The organism is Algoriphagus sanaruensis, from assembly GCF_001593605.1.
GTDB lineage: Bacteria > Bacteroidota > Bacteroidia > Cytophagales > Cyclobacteriaceae > Algoriphagus > Algoriphagus sanaruensis.
Genome location: NZ_CP012836.1, coordinates 791,223 through 810,927, shown reverse-complemented (window position 1 = coordinate 810,927; position 19,705 = coordinate 791,223). Strand labels below are relative to the sequence as shown.

General features: G+C 41.6%; 20 protein-coding genes. 8 read left to right on the top strand and 12 right to left on the bottom strand.

What is annotated here, in order from left to right; translation table 11 throughout:
* Positions 1-95: 95 nt before the first annotated feature.
* Positions 96-2,594: a zinc-dependent metalloprotease gene (locus tag AO498_RS03575; protein WP_417876913.1), complete on the top strand. Its 2,499-nt coding sequence runs from the start codon at positions 96-98 to the stop codon at positions 2,592-2,594.
* A gap of 80 nt (positions 2,595-2,674) precedes the next feature.
* Positions 2,675-3,088: a Fur family transcriptional regulator gene (locus AO498_RS03570; RefSeq protein ID WP_067543837.1), complete on the top strand. Its 414-nt coding sequence runs from the start codon at positions 2,675-2,677 to the stop codon at positions 3,086-3,088.
* Here the strand turns inward: AO498_RS03570 and AO498_RS03565 are convergent.
* Positions 3,085-3,312, bottom strand: a complete 228-nt coding sequence (locus tag AO498_RS03565) for a hypothetical protein (protein ID WP_067543835.1) — start codon at positions 3,310-3,312, stop codon at positions 3,085-3,087. The genes AO498_RS03570 and AO498_RS03565 overlap by 4 nt on opposite strands.
* 149 nt (positions 3,313-3,461) lie before the next feature.
* Here AO498_RS03565 and AO498_RS03560 point away from each other — a divergent pair, with 149 nt between their 5' ends.
* On the top strand, positions 3,462-3,935 hold the full coding sequence (locus AO498_RS03560; protein WP_067543833.1) for a YcxB family protein: 474 nt from the start codon (positions 3,462-3,464) through the stop codon (positions 3,933-3,935).
* Between the two features lie 62 nt (positions 3,936-3,997).
* Here the strand turns inward: AO498_RS03560 and AO498_RS03555 are convergent, their stop codons facing one another.
* Positions 3,998-4,492, bottom strand: a complete 495-nt coding sequence (locus tag AO498_RS03555) for a fasciclin domain-containing protein (protein WP_067543831.1) — start codon at positions 4,490-4,492, stop codon at positions 3,998-4,000.
* Between the two features lie 177 nt (positions 4,493-4,669).
* Here AO498_RS03555 and rlmH point away from each other — a divergent pair, with 177 nt between their 5' ends.
* Positions 4,670-5,143, top strand: coding sequence for a 23S rRNA (pseudouridine(1915)-N(3))-methyltransferase RlmH (gene rlmH / locus AO498_RS03550; RefSeq protein ID WP_067543829.1), 474 nt, complete (start codon positions 4,670-4,672; stop codon positions 5,141-5,143).
* A gap of 121 nt (positions 5,144-5,264) precedes the next feature.
* On the top strand, positions 5,265-6,056 hold the full coding sequence (locus AO498_RS03545; RefSeq protein ID WP_067543827.1) for a hypothetical protein: 792 nt from the start codon (positions 5,265-5,267) through the stop codon (positions 6,054-6,056).
* Positions 6,057-6,202: 146 nt separating this feature from the next.
* On the opposite strand, the gene AO498_RS03540 is transcribed toward AO498_RS03545, so the two are convergent.
* Together AO498_RS03540 and AO498_RS03535 are read right to left on the bottom strand one after the other, a co-directional pair.
* The gene (locus AO498_RS03540; protein WP_067543825.1) at positions 6,203-6,709 is read right to left on the bottom strand and encodes a DUF6252 domain-containing protein; all 507 of its coding nucleotides are present in this window, start codon (positions 6,707-6,709) and stop codon (positions 6,203-6,205) included.
* 123 nt (positions 6,710-6,832) lie between these two features.
* A complete protein-coding gene (locus tag AO498_RS03535) occupies positions 6,833-7,348 on the bottom strand; it encodes an FKBP-type peptidyl-prolyl cis-trans isomerase (protein ID WP_067543823.1) in 516 nt (171 codons plus the stop codon).
* An 87-nt stretch (positions 7,349-7,435) separates the two neighbouring features.
* Between AO498_RS03535 and AO498_RS03530 the strand changes: the two genes are divergently transcribed.
* Positions 7,436-8,275, top strand: coding sequence for a glycosyltransferase family 2 protein (locus tag AO498_RS03530; RefSeq protein WP_067543821.1), 840 nt, complete (start codon positions 7,436-7,438; stop codon positions 8,273-8,275).
* Here the strand turns inward: AO498_RS03530 and AO498_RS03525 are convergent.
* Positions 8,267-9,952, bottom strand: coding sequence for a capsule assembly Wzi family protein (locus tag AO498_RS03525; RefSeq protein ID WP_082792283.1), 1,686 nt, complete (start codon positions 9,950-9,952; stop codon positions 8,267-8,269). The two genes, AO498_RS03530 and AO498_RS03525, sit on opposite strands and share 9 nt — an antisense overlap.
* Complete coding sequence (locus AO498_RS03520; protein ID WP_067543817.1) at positions 9,952-10,614, bottom strand: hypothetical protein; 663 nt, start codon at positions 10,612-10,614, stop codon at positions 9,952-9,954. The genes AO498_RS03525 and AO498_RS03520 overlap by 1 nt, the downstream gene beginning before the upstream one ends.
* A gap of 131 nt (positions 10,615-10,745) precedes the next feature.
* On the opposite strand from AO498_RS03520, the gene wecB reads away from it, so the two are divergent.
* A complete protein-coding gene (gene wecB, locus AO498_RS03515) occupies positions 10,746-11,843 on the top strand; it encodes a non-hydrolyzing UDP-N-acetylglucosamine 2-epimerase (RefSeq protein WP_067543815.1) in 1,098 nt (365 codons plus the stop codon).
* On the top strand, positions 11,840-12,328 hold the full coding sequence (locus AO498_RS03510) for a cupin domain-containing protein (RefSeq protein ID WP_067543813.1): 489 nt from the start codon (positions 11,840-11,842) through the stop codon (positions 12,326-12,328). The genes wecB and AO498_RS03510 overlap by 4 nt, the downstream gene beginning before the upstream one ends.
* 3 nt (positions 12,329-12,331) lie before the next feature.
* Here AO498_RS03510 and AO498_RS03505 read toward each other — a convergent pair whose 3' ends face one another.
* The 6 genes from AO498_RS03505 to AO498_RS17220 form a co-directional block, all read right to left on the bottom strand.
* The gene (locus AO498_RS03505) at positions 12,332-12,775 is read right to left on the bottom strand and encodes a DinB family protein (protein ID WP_067543811.1); all 444 of its coding nucleotides are present in this window, start codon (positions 12,773-12,775) and stop codon (positions 12,332-12,334) included.
* Between the two features lie 110 nt (positions 12,776-12,885).
* Complete coding sequence (locus tag AO498_RS03500) at positions 12,886-15,789, bottom strand: TonB-dependent receptor (protein ID WP_067543809.1); 2,904 nt, start codon at positions 15,787-15,789, stop codon at positions 12,886-12,888.
* An 80-nt stretch (positions 15,790-15,869) separates the two neighbouring features.
* Positions 15,870-17,096: a hypothetical protein gene (locus AO498_RS03495; protein WP_082792282.1), complete on the bottom strand. Its 1,227-nt coding sequence runs from the start codon at positions 17,094-17,096 to the stop codon at positions 15,870-15,872.
* Between the two features lie 195 nt (positions 17,097-17,291).
* Positions 17,292-18,263 carry an AAA family ATPase gene (locus tag AO498_RS03490; RefSeq protein WP_067543805.1) on the bottom strand — a complete coding sequence of 324 codons (972 nt, stop codon included), beginning with the start codon at positions 18,261-18,263 and terminating at the stop codon, positions 17,292-17,294.
* 133 nt (positions 18,264-18,396) lie between these two features.
* On the bottom strand, positions 18,397-19,005 hold the full coding sequence (locus AO498_RS03485; RefSeq protein ID WP_067543803.1) for a pseudouridine synthase: 609 nt from the start codon (positions 19,003-19,005) through the stop codon (positions 18,397-18,399).
* Between the two features lie 452 nt (positions 19,006-19,457).
* The gene (locus tag AO498_RS17220; protein WP_192842567.1) at positions 19,458-19,634 is read right to left on the bottom strand and encodes a hypothetical protein; all 177 of its coding nucleotides are present in this window, start codon (positions 19,632-19,634) and stop codon (positions 19,458-19,460) included.
* Between the last annotated feature and the right edge of the window lie 71 nt (positions 19,635-19,705).

Below are 19,705 nucleotides of genomic sequence, written 5' to 3'. Positions count from 1 at the left end.
GCCTCCCGCATATTCGAAGCTTTGGAAGTTACTTTATTTCCAAATCAATTTTGAAAGCTATGAACAAAACCCTACCCAAATTACTGAGGAGAACAATGCTTACTATCAGCATTGTTGGGGCAGTGCTTCATGCAGAGGATTCGTTGGCACAAAAGAAAAAGAAAAAAGATGCCCAGACTCCTGCACCAGCAGCACAAGCTCCAGCCAGACCACAAAATGGCGGCAACAACAACGGCCCTAAACCTTACAAAGAAGTAATTACAGCAAAGGCCAAGACCAGTGAGGGACTTTTCAAAGTCCATCAAATCGAGGATAAATATTTTTATGAAATCCCGGATTCGCTTTGGAACCGTGACATGCTGATGGTAATCCGAATAGCGAAAACAGCTGATGGAATTGGATATGGTGGAGAAAACACCAACAACCTAATGGTTCGCTGGGAAAAAAATGGCGATGACGTCCTGCTGAAAGTCGTTTCTGTAAACAATTATGCAGCTGATTCCCTACCAATCTCCATGGCTGTGAAAGCCTCCAATCTGGAACCTATCCTTCAGAAATTCGCTGTGAAATCAAAAGGAACTGATTCCACAGGAACCGTGATTGAAGCAACTGATCTATTCTCTAAAGATAATCAAGCGCTAGGATTGCAACGAAATCGAAGAACTCAATACCGCGTGACTCGATTGGACAACGAGCGATCATACATTTCGCATATTCACAGCTATCCAATCAACGTAGAAGCGCGCTATGTATTGACTTATGCGGCTTCTGAGCCACCGTCAAATAGTGCTACAGGTCTAATCACCTTGGAAATGAATGCTTCCATGATTCTTTTACCAAAAGAACCTATGAAGCAGCGATTGGCTGATCGTCGTGTAGGATGGTTTGCAAGATCCTATGTGGACTACGGAGCGGATGCTCAAAAAGCAACCACCCGTAGATACCTCGACCGCTGGAGACTGGAAGTAAAACCAGAAGATGTTGAAAAATTCAAGCGGGGTGAATTAGTCGAGCCGGTAAAACCAATCGTGTATTACATCGATCCAGCTACTCCTAAAAAATGGGTGCCTTACTTGAAACAAGGCGTTGAAGATTGGCAAAAAGCCTTCGAAATGGCCGGATTCAAAAATGCCATCATCGCCAAGGAAGCTCCGAGCAAAGAAGAAGATCCGACTTGGAGCCCAGAAGATGCTCGCTATTCTGTGATACGGTATTTCGCTTCCGACATTCAGAATGCGTATGGACCACACGTATCCGACCCTCGTTCCGGAGAAATCATCGAGTCTGATATCGGATGGTATCACAACGTCATGAACTTGTTGAGAAACTGGTTCTTCATCCAAACTGCCGCCATCAATCCAGATGCACGCAAAGTGCAATTTGATGACGCTGTTATGGGTCGCTTGATCCGATTTGTATCTGCGCACGAAGTTGGCCATACCTTGGGTCTACCTCACAACTTTGCTTCATCTGTCGCTTATCCAGTTGAAAAACTGAGAGACCCTGAGTTCACCAAAGAATTTGGAACCGCTCCATCCATCATGGATTATGCTCGATTCAACTACGTTGCTCAGCCAGAAGATAAGGGGGTAAGCTTAATGCCTGATGTGGGACCGTATGACAAGTTTGCCATCATGTGGGGTTACAAGCCAATCTTGGAAGCAAAAACTCCAGAGGAAGAACAAAAAATCCTAGATCAGTGGATTTTGGACAAAAACGGTGATCCAGTATACCGATACGGAAGACAAGGAAACAGTTATGATCCAACAACTCAATCCGAAGATTTGGGGGATAATGCTGTATTAGCTTCTGAATATGGAATCAAAAATTTGAAGCGCATCATGCCTAATCTAATGGAGTGGACAGCAGAAGCTGACAAGCCATTTAAAGATTATTCTGATTTGGAGGAGATGTATGGCCAAGTAATTGGGCAGTTTAATCGCTACATGGGTCACGTGAGAACTAATGTGGGTGGTGTAATGGAAATCTACAAATCCACCGGTCAAGGTGAGGCAGTCTATACGCACACATCCAAAGCGATGCAAAAATCAGCTGTTGATTTCCTCAACAAGCAGCTTTTTGCGACTCCTAGCTGGCTCATGGATGAAGCCATCATTTCCCGCATTGGAGATTTCGGAGCCTTAGAGCGAATCCGAGGAATCCAAGTAACCACTCTCAATGGAATTTTGGAATGGGGTAGATTAGGTCGAGTGATCGAAAATGAGGCCCTGAATGGCAATGAAGCCTACAAAATCACGGAGCTTTTTGATGATTTGAGAAAAGGGATCTGGACAGAGTTGAGTGCTGGCAAAACGATAGACGTGCATCGTAGAGCATTACAGCGTGCACACATCGAACGTCTTGAGCTATTGTTGACTGGGGAAGTTTCAGTACCTGCGCAGTTCAGATCTTTCTTTGGACCACAAATCAATGCTTCTCAATCTGACATCAGACCTATGGCTCGTGGTGAATTGAAAACCCTTCAATCTCAGATTCGAGCTGCAATTCCAAGGACAAGTGATCGACTTTCCAAATTGCATCTCGAAGATGCACTGGCAAGAATCGAAAAAATCCTTGAAGGAGAAAGCAAGTAAATTCAAAATGGCGCCAACTAGGCGCCATTTTTTTTGACAATGCTTTTTTTGGAGCTAATTTGGAAGCCTGACCATAAAGTATGAACAATCCCTACGTCATATTGCAATCCCACAAACTCCGAATTACTGATTGCCGATTGGAGATCATTCAGGAGTTTCTGGAAAAAAATATTGCACTATCGCATTCAGACTTGGAAGAGAAACTCCGGCAGCAGTTTGACCGGGTGACTATTTATCGTACCCTAAAGACTTTTTTAGAAAAAGATCTTATCCATAAAGTGCTGGATGATAGCGGCGCCACGAAATATGCCCTGTGCTCGCACGGTGAGGATAACCATGACCACAGCCATGAACATGTGCATTTCAAATGCGAAATCTGTGGAGAAACAACCTGTTTGGAAGATATTTCTTTACCTCAGATCAGGCTTCCAAAAGGCTTTGAAAAAAAGGAAATGAATTTACTTGTGCAGGGGATTTGTGAAAAATGCCATTAAAACTCGGCTATCTCAGGTTTAGATTTTTCTTTTGGTGAGTCTGAAGGCCAAATTACACCTGGAGGTAAATCAATTTTGGGAGGCGTAAAATTCTCAATACCTCCGTCTCCCTCATCGTTATTATTCCCTTTTTTGAGGACACTTTTTGTCATGGTCGCGATAAAATAGACAATGATGACATACGCCAATCCACAGACAATCAAATCAATCACTAAGCTATTCATAGGCTAAAAATTTCATAAAATATAGCCCTTGAGAATTATTAAGTCAATGGAATAATCATTTTGTTTTCAATAAACCGGGGATAATGATTTTTTTCGGCTTGTTTCTTCAGGGTGATAGGTGGATATTTGCGGACTCAATTCGTTGATTCATGATTATTAAAACCAAAAAATACCAGCTAGAAACAGGGACTTATATCAAAATGTCCTTGGTATCAATCCTCAAAGAACAATGGTGGGTGATTTTGATTGCTCTAGCCATTTGTGCTGGATACTTCTGGATCGCATCCATCTGGTGGTTTATAGGTGCTCTCATTGCCTATGGATTATATGTCCTTTTTTGGGCGATCCAATTTACCGGAGTGACCCAAATGGAACAAAACAAGCCGATCTTCTCGAAGATGTCCTATGAAATCGATAGCCGTCAGATTTTGATGAAAATCAATGCAAGGGAAGGGATGCCTGTGCAGTGGAACATGATCAAAAAAGTTGAAGTCACCAAAGACGCTTTTGTTCTATTCTTGTCCAAAGCCCAGTTTATCCATCTTCCATTTAAAATTTTTAATACTGAAAACGAGAAAAAGTTTTTGGAAGCCATCCTCAGACGAAAAGAACTGATCAAATAAGATGAATTGAAAAAGGCTCAGAAGTATGTTTCTGAGCCTTTTTTTATTTTGCCTAGTGAAAGTTAAGGAAGAATTACGGTATCGATCACGTGAACTACTCCATTACTAGCCTCAATATCTGCAGTAGTGACTGTTGCATTATTGACCATAGCCTTTCCTCCTGTTAGAGAAATGGTGACTTCACTGCCTTGAGCAGTTTTCGCCTTCATTCCGTCTTTTAAATCAGAGGACATCACTTTCCCAGGAACGACATGATAAGTCAAAATCTCCACCAACTTGGCTTTATTCTCAGGCTTCAGCAAATCTTCTAAAGTACCTGCGGGTAATTTGGCAAAAGCCTCATTGGTTGGAGCAAAAACGGTAAAGGGACCCTCTCCTTTGAGTACATCTACCAAATCTCCAGCCTTAACGGCTGCTACCAGAGTAGACAAGAATTCTGTCTGTACCGCCAAGTCCACAATATCCGCATCCACTGGACGTACTGGTTGATTTTTGGGGGTGAAAGCTGAAGCAAATAGGACAGCAATCACCAGAAACAAACGCATTGAGTTTTTCATAGGTAGTAAAATTTTGGTTTATGCTCGAAGAACAGGCTGTTTAATCAGCTTGTTAACTGATTGGTTAAAAGCTTTTTAAATGGAAATAATATGAGAAAAAGGGTCCAAAAATTGGATTAACGGACTTCAAGCAGGAATTTTCCTTTAAGTTGCACGAGCAAATTCAATTGGGATCACATGCAAATCAAGCTAATCACCATCGGAAAAACGGATCACAAAGCGATACAGCAATTGATTGAAGAATACTCTTCCCGATTGGCTCATTATATCCGATTTGAATTTGAAATAATTCCAGACCTGAAAAACTCAAAGTCCCTCACAGAGCATACCCAAAAAGAAAAGGAAGGGGAATTGATTTTAAAGAAAGTACAAGCCTCAGATGAGGTGATCCTACTGGACGAGAGGGGAAAATCATTTTCTTCAGTTGAGTTTTCGGAATTCATCCAAAAGAAAATGAATTCCGGGCTCAAGCAATTGATTTTTGTAATTGGTGGTCCCTATGGATTTTCCGAGGAAGTATACCAACGCGCAAATGGGAAAATTTCCCTTTCAAAAATGACGTTTTCGCATCAAATGATTCGGCCATTTTTCATCGAACAAGTGTATCGGGCCTTTACCATTTTGCGAAACGAGCCCTACCATCACGAATAATTTTTTTTACTCAAACTGGAAAAAAACCTTCATTTGTTTTCTAATGTTATCAAATTGTTAAATTTGAATCAATTCGATAACATCAAGATCACAATTGGGTAAAAAATGCTTCATATTGACCATGTTCCTAATCCTAGGAGGAGGCCTCAAAACTTGGGCTCAAGGCTCATTTTTGGCCTCAAATGACGTCAAAATGACCATTTCAACAGATCGAGGAATTCCTTCTCCTGAATTGTACAATCCCTTACACTTATTCCAAGCTGTTAATCCTGAAATTGAGGCTTCCCTATCTACTTGGGCGGGCTTGCAACAGGAATTGGCCGATAAAGCTGAAACTGCAAAGGATGAATTGCAGCTTTTGAGACAAATTTTTCAAAAATCACATCAACGGTTATTCAAGAAATACCAGCAGCATTCTACTTTCAATGAAATGTTGTCCAAAGGAAATTATGATTGTGTCAGTGGATCGGCAGCACTTGGGATCTTATTGGATCGATTTGGGTTTTCGTATGATATTATCGAAACTGACTATCATGTTTTTATCCTCGCGGAAGTAGGAGGCAAAAAGATTGTATTGGAGAGTACGCTTCCTGTTGGAGGAATGATCACTCAAAGCTCCGAGGTAGAAAAATACTTGGCAAGCTACGCCCCTAATCAAAAAGAATCCTCAAAAGTATTTAACCAACGACTTGCCGGAACAGAAGCAAGTCAATTGGACAACTCCATTTTCAGAAAAGTCAACCTTCAAGAACTGGCAGGGCTTCAGTTCTATAATGACGCAATTGTCCATTTTAATACACAACAGTATCAAATGGCAATTGAACAGCTCGAGAAAGCGTATTTGCTGTACCCTTCAGAGCGAGTGTTGGGATTATTAGAACTCAGTAAATCTCTTTTAGCTGAATCCAACTAATCTCAAAAAAACGGCCTCTCAAGTTTCCTTGAGAGGCCGGCTACTTTTACGCCTAAGATATAAATCACCCCGATAGAACGTAAAGCGCCATTTCAAAAAATAGCCTAACCACCCGGAGGTTTCCCTAGCGGGTGATCAGACCTCATTTATTGTAGATTTACTTTAAAACTGCCATTGGTCACCGTATGAGTGCTGGAAGTATTGTTGACTTTTCCGACAAACTCAAACGTGCCTTCCAAGCGCTTCCCATCGTCTGCAGTAACTACAATTTTTCCGGAGGTTCCTTGATAGGCTGTAGAATACTGCTCTCCCATACTAGCCCCTGCTATAAACGTCGCCGTGTTGGCAATATTTCCAAATCCCAAATCATAGGTTCCGGGACCATTGTAAGTTGACATTCTAATCATAAATCCTTTCCCCGAATTATCGGTACCCTGAAGGACAACTACATTTATTCCTGCAGCCCCAACCTTTGTTCCACTGATGGTATCAAAGTCTTTAGAAGCAGAAATCGTCCCTATTCCTGCTACCGTGGCGGTGAATTCTTCAGCAGCTCCAGAGACGTCTTGTCCGTCTTCGCTAGAGCACGCCATAAAAGCGATGAAAAATCCCACCAACGCCATTCTCCATAAAAGTTGAATTGAATGTTTCATGTATTGATTGGTTTGTGTTGATGAATAAACCAAAAGTAAAATCTGACATAATCCTGCCCTATACGACAAATGCCCTATTCCTTCACGAAATAGGGCATTTGATAAAAACTAATTGATCGGAAATCAATGGTGATGATGTCCCTCCGGGCCATGTGCATGACCATGCTCTAACTCCACTTGTTCAGCTTCACGGACTAGAATTACCTTTCCTTCAAAAAACAAATCAAATCCGGCCAAAGGGGGATTAAAATCCATATGCACACCCAAATAATCAACTTTCAACACTTCACCACGCATTTGATTTCCTTTGTCATCCTGCATGGGAATGACGTTTCCGATCTTTAATAGATCTCGGTTCTTCTTTCCGTCTTCTTTAAAATTTGCCTTAGGGATGATTACCTTTTTATTCTCATCATAATCTCCGTAACCATTTTCGAAGTCTATAAATACTGAAAATGATTCGCCTGCAGACTTTCCTGCGATCGCTTCTTCAAATTTGGGTAGGACATTTTGGTAGCCAAAGAGGAAATAGAACGGGTTTTCCTCGGAAACAACCTCGAATAATTCTTGCCCACTTTCCCCATCATCCACTTTAAGCGTATAGGCTACGGCTACAACTTTATCTTTTTCTGCTTTCATTTTGAACTTATAACTTGCCAAAGATCGGTCATTTTTTTGATTGGTCAGTGCGAGATTTCGCTGGATTATATTCTTTCTCTTTTATACATGACCCGACATCCTAAGGTAATTGGTTGCGTGCCTGCCTACCAAGCAGAGCGATTTATTCAAAAAACGCTTGAAGCACTTGCAGCTCAAACCTACCCTAATTTTGAAATTTGGATTTGTGATGATGCTTCTCAGGACAAGACATCCTCAATTTGCAGGAAATTTTGCCAATCTGATTCACGATTTAAGTTTTTTAGGAATGATCAAAACTTAGGCTGGTGGCAAACCTCCACCGCACTTTGGAAAACCGCTGCTGAAAACAGCGAGTTTTGTTTTCTCAATCCTCATGATGATATCCCGTTTCCTGAATTTATTTCAAAGCAAGTAGAGCTTCTTATTCTCCACCCAACCGCGGTCCTAGTGAATCCAGGAATGAGGAATACCTATTGGAACAACCAAACCATCGATCATCTCACTGGAAATCTATGTATGTCCGATGATCCTGTAATCCGAATCGAGCAACTTTTAAGGAAGAGACAAGCCTATTGGTGGTCGGCTTTTCACGGAATTCATCGGAGTGCTAGTATCCAAAAAATCTTGCCGATCAGTCGAAATCCATTTGGAGAAAAGGAGTTTTCGCTAGACCTCATATGGCTGATTAAAGCAGCTTCCTTAGGACCTTTCGTCTCTTATCCTGAGCCATTATTTGAAAAATTTTATCAGAAAAACTCGGTATCCAATAAGTGGAAACATTCGATGAAAAATAGGTCAGTGCTTTACTTTTCTCTAAGTCGAGCAGTAGGATCCTTGCCTTTGGAAACTGGACAAAGGTTGAAACTTTATCAAATCCTTTTGAATCAAATTGGCCAAAGCCTCAGGAGAAAATTGACTTTAAAATAGGTACGTCACACCTAGATTCGCTACGATATTTTCTCGATCATATCCCGGTACAAAATACTGGTTGGGAACATTCTCAAGGTACCACTTGTAGTTGAGTGTTTTGACGTATTGAAATTTTCCTCCGACCAATACATTTCCAAACTTCCACTCTGGGGTCAAAGAAAAGACCAAATCCACGTATTTATTTCTAAAGTCCTTGGACGCCTCATAGCGGTAATAGTAGAAGTCCATGTTGTATTCAATCCGTTCGACTTGAAAGCCAAGCTTCTTCAAGCCTTCGACCCAAGCCATTCCAAAAAATAGCTGGTTGGAAGCCGGACCATTGGCCAAACCCAATACTTGTCCTTGGTGAGTATAACCATGACGGACATGGTCATGAATATACCAAGTCTTCAACTGACGAATATCTTCTCGTATCGTTTGACCAGATAGAGTCATTTCCGAACTAATTTCCAAGAATCTTCCTGGACGCTTTAAATCCAGTAAATGTGCAAATCCAAAGGTAAATGCCCGTCCTGACTCAGGAGTAGTCATAAAATCATTAAGCGCACGGTCATTGTCTCTTGTGCCATATTCTCCATAAAATTCAAATCGACCCTGAGGACTCATCCATCTGAAATATCCTGAACTGAATTGCTGTCGTTTTTCCTGGATTGGGTCATAGACTGTTGGCCCTTTTTTTCGCCCATTAAACACTGGAAGCACATCTGCGAAGTCGGTAATATCATCCCGGTAGAGATGATTGACCGAACTGTAGCCCAAAAACAAACCCGGAATCCATTTAGGCTGATAGGTAAAAATCATTCCAGACAGATACCGGTTACCATTTTCAGGTTTGGGATAGTAGACGGGATTCTGTTGAATCGTATAGTCTGGCCAAGGAGGAAGGAAGTTGGTACTTTTTAAAAACCCGGAAATCACCTGTCCTTCAAATGAACCCAACTTAGTTTGGATAGGCTTTCGAGTATTCGCTGTAAAATGAAGAAAACCGGGGGCGTTATTACTTAGAATCAGTGAATTTCTCCGACTAGGACCCCACCACAAATTCTCTGTTGAGACTCCTAAGGAAACATGCTCTGTATTAAATCTAAAGCTTGATTGGCCTCCAAAAATTTTAGAATACGGCTCCAAGCCAAACCGTTCCGGGATATCGATCCGGTTCATGTATTCATAATAGAACAAAATAGTCGCCTGATGCTCAATGGGAAAACCTAGGTAATCTTTATTTTGGGCCAACAGAATCTCTGGCTGTAACTGCAGTGAAAACTTCCCATAGGACACAAAAACCCCAGGACTCAAGATTTGCTGCAGACCCCGATTGGGAATCATCGCTCCATCATTACCCCCAAATGCATAATTGGAGGTAAACTGATTTTTGTAAACGGCCGGCAGGGTTAAAAACTTCCCTTTATTCTCCTTTCCAAAGTACCAATACAATGAAGTTGAATCCATTTGAACCACTGAACTATCGAGATCAAACCCATGGGCAACTCCAAACGCCTCCACCGGATAAAGTGGTCGGATCATCCAGGAAGCCGAAGAATCAATCTGCCCAGTCAGTTGTAATCTTCTCAGGTACTCATCCAAAACGGGTGTCCCTACAGGAATCGTCTGAGCATAGACAAATTGTACCACCAATAAAAGTCCACTAAAGACCAAAAAAAGCTGCTTCCTCATCATTTTGTGGTTTGGATGGTTTCGATTTGAATCGCTGCAATAGACCAAGATTCATCACAAGCAGGATCGAAAGCATTGGTCTGCTTAAGCTCACCGCCCATAAAGACCCTGACTTCTGGGTTGACATGTTCGATCAGCTTTTCGACCCGATATCGGGACGTATAATTCGCACGGGTTCCAAAAATGCAAAGCCCCGGAAGATTGGTTTGAATCGCTCCCATTTTTGGCGTATTCTGTCTGAACAAGGTATTCGGATAGGATTGATACAGGCAATAGGTCGATACACAAGGAGAATTAGAAAAGGTAGTTCGGAAAAACTCGGTCTCATCTGTCCCGAGATACCAATAATCAGGTCCCGAGATACCATCATCAGGGTTTCCATCCCAACTGTCATGAATTAGAAGTTCAATGGTAATTTTTAGATAGTTGTGCGTGGGCAAATCTGCTAAAGAAACTGCTACTTCTTCATTATGATAATATCCTGCTATGGTATCATTCCTCCAGACAAACAATCGCCCATTTTCAAATCCAGCAAGGTTGACATCGGAGAAGTTGTTGTAATACACTGTTTGCTGATTTTCGACGGTTTCTACACACGAAAAAAGCATCCCAAGGCTCACAAAAAAGAAGGCAAAAATCCAAGTGCCCAAATTGATTTTCATAAACTATTCACCCAAACGATTTAAGACAAAGAAACAAAAATCAGTCGAAATCCCATCGAAGACTTTTTGAGAAACAGCTGATCACAAGGATGAATCCTTATTTTTGCCCTAAGAATTAATTAGCTGAAAATATGGCCATTTTTACGATTGTCGCAGGTGCTCGTCCAAACTTCATGAAAATCGCACCCATAATCCATGCACTTCAAAAAAGAATTTTAGAAGGTGCTGATCTCAGCTACCGATTGGTTCATACCGGACAACACTATGACAAAAAAATGTCTGGGGACTTTTTTGATCAATTAAATATCCCTGAACCTCATGCCAACCTGGGTGGTGGTGGTGGCACTCAAGCCGAGCAAACGGCAGCGATTATGGTAGCATTTGAACGTGAACTAGTGGAAAACAGACCCAATTTGGTCATTGTGGTAGGAGATGTGACCAGCACCTTGGCATGTTCCATTGCTGCCAAAAAATTGAATATCGATGTAGCCCATGTAGAAGGTGGTATTCGTTCGGGAGATTTGAGCATGCCTGAAGAAATCAACCGAATGGTTACTGATTCGATCACCGATCATTTTTTTACCACTTCCGAAATTGCGAATGCCAACCTCCGAAATTTAGGAGTATCGGATGAACGCATCCACTTTGTAGGCAATACCATGATCGATACTCTTTTGGCACAAATGCCAAATTTCAAAAAACCTGAAGGGGAAATATTCGACCAATTAATCCCTCAGGGCTACTTTGTCATGACCATGCATCGCCCAGCGAATGTAGATCAAGAGCATCAACTCAAAGCGATGATTGACGCTATTTTAGAAGGATCTCAAGGATTGCCGATCATATTTCCTGTGCATCCAAGAACAGCTAAAAACCTTCAATCTCTTGGAATTTCTGCACCTAATCTGCTGATGTGCGAGCCATTAAGCTATCTGGAATTCAACTATTTGGTCCAGCATGCCAAAGGTGTTATTACCGATTCGGGAGGAATAACCGAGGAAACCTCCGTCATGAATGTGCCTTGTGTTACCCTTCGGGACAATACAGAAAGAGCCGAAACGATTCAACTCGGAACCAATGAACTTGTAGGAACAGATCCTGCCAAGCTCAAGCCTTATTTGGAAAAAATCATGGCAAACACTTGGAAACAATACCAAGGAATTCCACTCTGGGATGGTAATACAGCCACACGAATCGTGTCTATTTTGGAAAAAATCTATTGTGCATGAGTGTGAAATCCCGCATTTCCGAGCTGATAGAATCCCTCCAACTCAAAGCTCATCCTGAGGGTGGATTTTATTCAGAAACTTTCCGTTCTGCACATACCATTCGGAATAAAGAAAATGGGGAAAGAAATTTAATGACCGCCATTTTCTTCTTGCTGCGTTCCGAAGACGTATCTCATTTTCATCGAATCCAAAGTGATGAGCTTTGGTTTTGGCATGAAGGCAGCCCACTAACTATACATACGCTCGGAGAAGAGGGACATCAAATGATGAAATTGGGGCCAGTAAGCCCTTCAGGTAGTTCTCCTTACTTTTTGGTTCCGGGTAAAACAATCTTCGGAAGTACTGTCGACCAATCAGAAAGTTATTCCTTGGTATCCTGCGTGGTAGCTCCGGGATTTGATTTTTCGGATTTTGAATTGTTTCAAGCCGAAGACTTGATTTCACTTTTTCCAGATCACGAGGAAATTATCCGAAAATTAACCTAAAGACTAAACACCATATTTGAGGATTAAAGCCAATTGCCCAGCGTGGTAGGCCGTATGTGTGGTGATTCTTCCCAAGGCTTCCGCTCTGGTTTTACTCCCAAATTCCTTGGTTACCACCACTTCCTCCCAATTGGTTTGCCCTGCAATTGCTCTTTCCAAGAGTTCTTTAGACAGGGAACAAAGCTGAACCAATTCCTCCAAATCGGTCCATTCTCCGGTATCCTTACCGGCAATCAATGTTTTAGCGGAAACCTTTACCTCCGAAAGACCAAAGACATTTTTGGCAAACAATAACTCGACTTCTGCTACATGTCGAATTAAAAATCCCGCTGAATTGGGACTTGAACCTAATCGTTTGCTGAGGTCCTTTTCAAGAATCTGAGGAAGCAATTTCTCAAACCGAGTTCTTCCTTCTTTCCAAAGTTGAATGAATAAGGCATTGGTCATCCTTCAATTTAGCAAAATCCCTTTCTACATCCAGTTTGATCGGATAGCATAAATAAAAAAAGACCTCCCGGAAGGAGGCCCTTTTGATCATTGTGGTAGTTGGAAAATTCTTAGAAAGAGAAGGAAGCCCCAAAGCTCACCTTTACTCCTGGTGCTAAGCTTGAGAAGATTTGATCTTGTGCTCCGTAAGAACTGAAGACAAACTCACGCTTATCGTTCAAAAGGTTTTGTACACCAAAGTTCAATCTTACGCGCTCATCAGCACCAAAAGACTTGTTTACGTTCATATTCAAGGAATGGAAAGGAACAGAGTATGTATCTGTACGGTTACCAAAGCCTACATAGTTCAAAGTAGCACCTTGTACGTTGTAGAATACGCCAGCTTCCCAGCCTCTTGCAAAGTCATTGAATGAAATTCCGGTGTTGATAATGTATGGAGCTTGTCCAGCCATATCTCGGGTATCTTTAATTTCCTGACCTTCACGTGCAGTAAGCGTACGAGATCTAAATTCAGATTCAGACATTTTGATTTGAGATTCAGTCACGGTTACGTTGGTATTCCAAAGGAATTTTTCCAAAGAAGGACTTAAGAAACTCAAAGACTTTCTGAATTCTACTTCGACTCCCATTACGGTACCATTTCCTACGTTTCTAGCTTGGAAAGATCCTGGGTCAGCCAAGAATTGAACGATTTCGATTGGTCGGTCGAAGGTTTTATAGAACGCGCTCAAAGAAACCATTTGACCTCTTTGCTGGAATGCCTCCCATCTCAAATCAAAGTTGTTGATTCTGGTAGAAGTTAAGTTTCCGTCCCAAATTACTTCATTGCCACCGTTTGTGGTTTCTTTGTAAAGACCTCCGATAAATGTTCGGCCAGTAATCGGGTCAAGGATTTCCGCATAAGACAATTCTTTGAAAGAAGGTCTTGCGATGGTTCTTGATCCAGAGAATCTCAGATTTTGATTTTCTTTTACCGCGTATACCAAGTTTAATGTTGGGAAGAAATCAAGGTCATCAAGCATTTCTACCAAATCATACTTAATGCTTCCGGTTTGGTTGGTTCCAGTGTAGAACTGATTGAATTTTTCTACACGCAAGCCCATGATTGCTTTTAATTTTTCTGTGGGATTTGATTCCAAAGAAGCATATCCAGCTGCATTGGTTACATATCCCTGATATTCGTTTGGATTTGTAGGGATAAAGTCTGGGTTGTAACGAACACCATTTCTGTTTTCAGCAGAGAAAAGGTTGTCTTGATTCAAGATGTTGTTTGGATTTCCATCAAACTGGGTGTCACCAGTTGGGAACTGGAAACTCTGAATTTGGAAATCTCTAAACTTGAACGTATAAGCTCCACCAAATTTCAATTTGGCATCTCTAGCAAATAGGTCAAAGTTTCTAGTCAAGTCTAACTTACCAGTCACATTGTATTCTTCCAAACTTCTCCAGATACGAGTTGGCAAGCCTACTTCCGTGGAGATGGTATTATTCGGGATTCTAAATCTGGTAAATCTTACATCTGGATCTTCGATTGTAGATCGGGTTGGAGCCAATCTCCAGTTGATTTCCCAATCTCTTCCACCGATGAAATGATTACCTGAAAGCAAGATGCTTGAAAGCGCTCGTTGCGAATATTCAAGGTTGTATTGCTTTGCTTCGAAGTTTGCTCCAAGGTTGGTGTTCACAAAATCAAACAAACCAGACTTTGTTTCTCCATTTTGCAAATGCAATACATTCAGTTTGTACTTAGATGTTGCTGTCTTAAGAGCGATACCTGCCATTCCACCAAGAAGAACATTATTGGAACCGATATCACCTCTTTGGCTTTCCAATGGATCGAGCTCTGTTTCGCCTTGGCTGATTGGCTTGGCGAAAAGGTTATATTCAGCGTTTCTGTAAAATTCCGTCTCGTTTTTGTAGGTCAAACCAGCGCTATATCCCCAAGTTGCCTTTGGTCTTGCAATTTGATTACCGAGTGAGAAAGAAAGGCCAAAGTCCATTAGGCTTGTTCCTTGAGTTGGAGCTAATGTTTTATTGAAGCTAGAAAGGATTGACTGATACTCTTGTCCTTTTGCTCCATTAGGATTACCCACTACTTGACCAAATTGAGGAATTGTTGAGCTTCCTCCAGTAGGAATCGCTCTAGTTCCGTTGTCAAAACCTAAAAAATCTGTTTTTCCGCCCTGATAAGAGATGTAGTTACTATTGAAATGCATAGATGGGTTGATTCCTCCAGAAATACCCAAACGCATGGTCTTTTCTTCAGGGAAATCCTTAGTCTCAATGTCTACTACACCACCCGTAAAATCAGCAGGTAATTCAGCAGAAAATGACTTAGACACCATAATGTTGTCGATCACATTGGTTGGGAAGATATCCATTTGGATGGTGTTCCGATCTGGATCCAAACCTGGAATATCCATGCCATTTAATACAGTCTTGGTATATCGATCACCTAGACCTCTTACATATACATACTTTCCACCTTCAATAGAAACACCAGTCACGCGCTTTACAGCCGAAGCCGCATCACCATCGCCGATTTGTCTGAAAGTAGAAGCCGTGATTCCGTCCATCACGTTAGGGGCATTTCTTTTCACGGCCAAAAGCGCTGCTTCAGTAGTTTTAATCGCAGCAGCAGAAACGGTTACCGTTTCCAATTCGGAGGCTTCCTCCTTCATTAAAATGTCATTCAATACAGTTACTTCACCTGCTGTTACGACCAAGCTGGTAACTTCTACAGTAGAGTAGGAAATGTAGCTGATTTGCAGGGTGTAAGTTCCTGGGGCGACTTGGATTTCAAATTTTCCATCAAAGTCTGAGATGGCTCCGGTTGAGTTTTCTTTAACTAATACCGAAACGCCAAATAGAGGTTCTCCTGTTTTTTCATCAAGGATAGTACCTCTCAATGTGCCGTTCTGTGCAAACACAAATCCTGTTAGCAATTGAAATGCAATGATCAGGATAAGAATCAACAGAGGCTTCACAGCAAATTGTTTTTTGTTCTTTTTCATACAGCAATTAGAGTAATGCTTTTTTAAAGGTTCAGGGAGAAAAGACCCTTGCAAGATCTTTTCCCCCTGATATTGGTTGTTTATTTAATATCGCTTAATTGGTTAGCAGCAGCAGCCCAAGTCCATCCAGTAAATGCAGACTTGTTTGCTCCTACAGTGTTTGCTCCAGCAGCAACTTCAGAAGCATGTACATCGGTGCCATTTCTGAACGCTGTCGTTAGGGTCACGCCACTTGCGAGGGTTGCTTGAAGATTAGAGAATGTTAAAATTCCAGATTGGAAGTTGGCTAGGGTTGCGTCTCCAGATAATGAAAGGTCACCTCTTCCTGCGTTGTTATTGTCAGCTGGTGCAGGGAAGTTGAAGAAATAAATGTTGCTGAAAGAACCTCTAGCACCGGCTCTAAAGTCACCAAACTCAGAGGCTGGATTTCCTTTTACAGTACCATTTTTTACGGTGTGACCTGCATTGTAAGAACCTTCAGGACCATCGATTTCAAGCGCATGGTCAGTATTTGCGCCACAGAATACGATGAAGTTATCCAAAGTACCTGCCCATCCTTGGTCGGTATCTAAGGCATCATCTCCAGAGTTCCAGATAAGTACATTTTTAACGTTAACAGTTCCACCGAACCATTCGATTCCATCATCTTGGTTACCGACTACTTCGATGTTTTCGATTACTGTTCCAGAACCTACAGCACCTAAAGTAAGGCCGTTGATTTCGTTACCTTCACCGATATTTGCACCCCCGTGACGGATAGATACATATTTCAATACACCAGAATTATCAGCATCATCGCTTCCGCCATATAATCCATTGGTATCAGAAGCCGGAATACCTTCAATTTGAATTTCAGTTACATCACCAGCAAAAGAACCTTTTGCTTTTCCAAGGATGATCAAACCTCCCCAAAGACCTTCCAAAGTAGGCTCAAGATTAGGAGATGCGACTTGACCTGGCTTGATTTCGTCAGCAACTGAAGTGAAAATGATTGGTTGGGTTGAAGTACCTTGAGCATTGATTTTTGCACCTCTAGCTATGATTAGCGCGGTAGCATTTGCTCCTGTTCCTACTTCACCTTTAATGATTACACCTGGCTGAATGGTTAGAGTTGCACCAGAAACAACTGTAACTCGGGTACCCAATACATAGGTATTTCCAGTAGTCCATGTAGTATTGGTGGTAATGTTGGAGTTAATCAGCAGTTCGCTACCTGTATCTGTATTATCACCAGGCTTTTCATTGCCTTGAATACAACTTGTCAATGCGAAAGTCACTAGTAAGAGTAGTGCTGCTAAATTCTTCATTCGATTCATTTGAGATAGTGTTGAGAGTTGGTAGTGTGGTTTCACGGAACAAAGGTGAACCCAAAAATTTTACTCAGAACAATGAACCGAATTATGCTTTTTTTAAAAATCGACACCGAATTTAATATTGGATTAACAGAAAAGGCATAAAAAAAGGCTTCTCCTCCGAGAAGCCTTTTAAATCAGCTTTTCATGTTATTTCAATGTTACCGACTTGTTAATCGGCACCTTTTCCAATAGGGTTCTAACTAGCTTTCTGGAGTCTACATTATCTGCTTCCGCCTCGTAATTCAGCAAAATACGGTGATTCAAGACGTCCTCAGCAATCTCTTTAATATCCTCAGGCAATACATAATCGCGGCCATCCAAATAGGCAATTGCCTTGGCGGCCAGGTTTAAATTGATACTTGCTCTCGGAGAAACACCAAACATGATGTATTTAGCCTCTTCCTTGAGTCCGTACTGTTGCGGGAATCGGGTGGCAAATACCAACTCGATAATATAATGCTCCAAAGGCTCTGCAATATTGACCGCATTGATCTGAGATCGAATATCAAAGATGTCCTGCTTGGTCAAAATTGGTCTTACTTGAGAGTCAAATGACATATTGGCCATTCTTCGCATGACTTCAAGTTCGTCTGCTTTGGAAGGATAATCAATGTGAACCTTCATCATAAAACGGTCCACTTGCGCCTCAGGAAGTGGATACGTTCCTTCCTGATCCACGGGATTTTGAGTGGCCAATACCAAAAAAGGCCGATCCAATGGAAAGGTAGTCTCCCCAATGGTTACCTGCTTTTCTTGCATCGCTTCCAATAGGGCCGATTGCACTTTTGCTGGAGATCGGTTAACCTCATCTGCTAAGATGAGATTTGAGAATATAGGACCTTTCTTCACTTCGAAAGAAGCTGTCTGCTGATTATAAATCATGGTTCCGATCAAATCAGCCGGAAGCAAATCTGGAGTGAACTGGATTCTATTAAAGTCTAAATGAAGTACTTTGGCGAGCGTATTTACCGTCAGGGTCTTAGCCAATCCAGGCACCCCTTCGAGGAGAATGTGTCCATTGGTAAACAGACCAATCAGTAATCGATTGACCATCTTATCCTGTCCAACCACTACTTTCTTTACTTCCTGTATGACTTCGGCGATTTTTTCCTGATGCATGGATGTGTTGTGTTAGTACTGCTACAATAGCGGGTCTAAAATAGGGGAATTTGATCCAATGGACAATCTTAAATCCTTCCAGTGGAAAAGTCTTGATTTGAATCGGATTTTAGGATTTTTTAAGAGGGTACTGCTACCTCTTTTTTGTTTTTGCAAATCCTGTCAAGCCCAACTTTCGATAGATCCAATCTTGTTCAAATTCTCTTATCTCTCCCACCTGAAAACCTTCTATCGAAATTTTCTCCATCGAAAACCTAACCAGCCTCAAGGTTGGGAATCCAACGGCTGCGGTCATCTTACGAACCTGGCGATTTTTTCCCTCGATCAAAGTCAAGGAAATCCAAGAAGTTGGAATGGCAGCTCGGTATCGGATTGGAGGGTTTCGCTCGGGAAGTTCAGGCTCTTGTTCCACTAATTTTGCAATGGCTGGTTTCGTGGAATAAGGACTCCCATCGACCGTAATCGTCACCCCTTTTCCAAGTTCTTTTAGTGCTTCAGGCGTCGGGATTCCCTCCACCTGAGCTAAATAGGTACGTTGATGTCCAAATCTAGGATTGAGAAGATGATGATTGAGCCATTTATCATCCGTGAGAAGCAAAAGGCCTTCGGAGTCTTTGTCCAGTCTCCCCACAGGATATACTTCTTTTGGGAAGTCTCCTACTGAAGCTAAAGTCCCTTCTTCCTCGCCAGTAAACTGGGACAGGATACCGAAAGGTTTATAGATAATAAAATAGCGATGCAATCTGAGTGTATTTTTGTAATTGGGACAAAGTAACCACTTGAACGGAATAAATTCAAAGCAGTAGTAAGGCGAAACAGAATTTGAATTTGCTTTCGGTGATTCCTTTCAAATTTTCCCAAACTGAATATTTGGAAGATCCCAATGTTAAGTTTTAGGGGGAAATTTTGATTTTGTGCAATCCTATAGAATATTGCCACATGATGTGGATATTTTCTTATCTGCTAGTCTTCGGAATCACCCTATTTGCCGTCGCCTCCATAGCCAAGAGGACTTATTCCAAAAGAAATGGAGAGGTCACTTTTTTCTTGTTTTGCAGACAGGAAAGATTAGCAATTCTCATCCTGATTGCGATTTCCTTGCTGGTTTCAGCAGGGCTATTTTACCTTTTCCCCCAAAAATGAAAAAAGAGGCCAAAGCCTCTTTTTTTCTTGTCAAGATCTTAATCGTACAGATTAGCTTCCGCAGCCTACACAGTCAAAATGAGAATCCATAGGCTTTACCCCTTTGAGTTGCATCTCCAAATTGTGGATTTGATCGCGTACTTCCATATCTGCAAACATGTCACCGGTAAGTTGGGACTTCAGAGAAGCAATGGCCTGCTCTAGCGCTTGTTTTTGTTGTTCGGTCATAAAAATGGTGTTTGGTTGTGAATGATTGAGTGGTTTGAAAATAGCCAAATCTTGGGAAATGGTTCATTTCA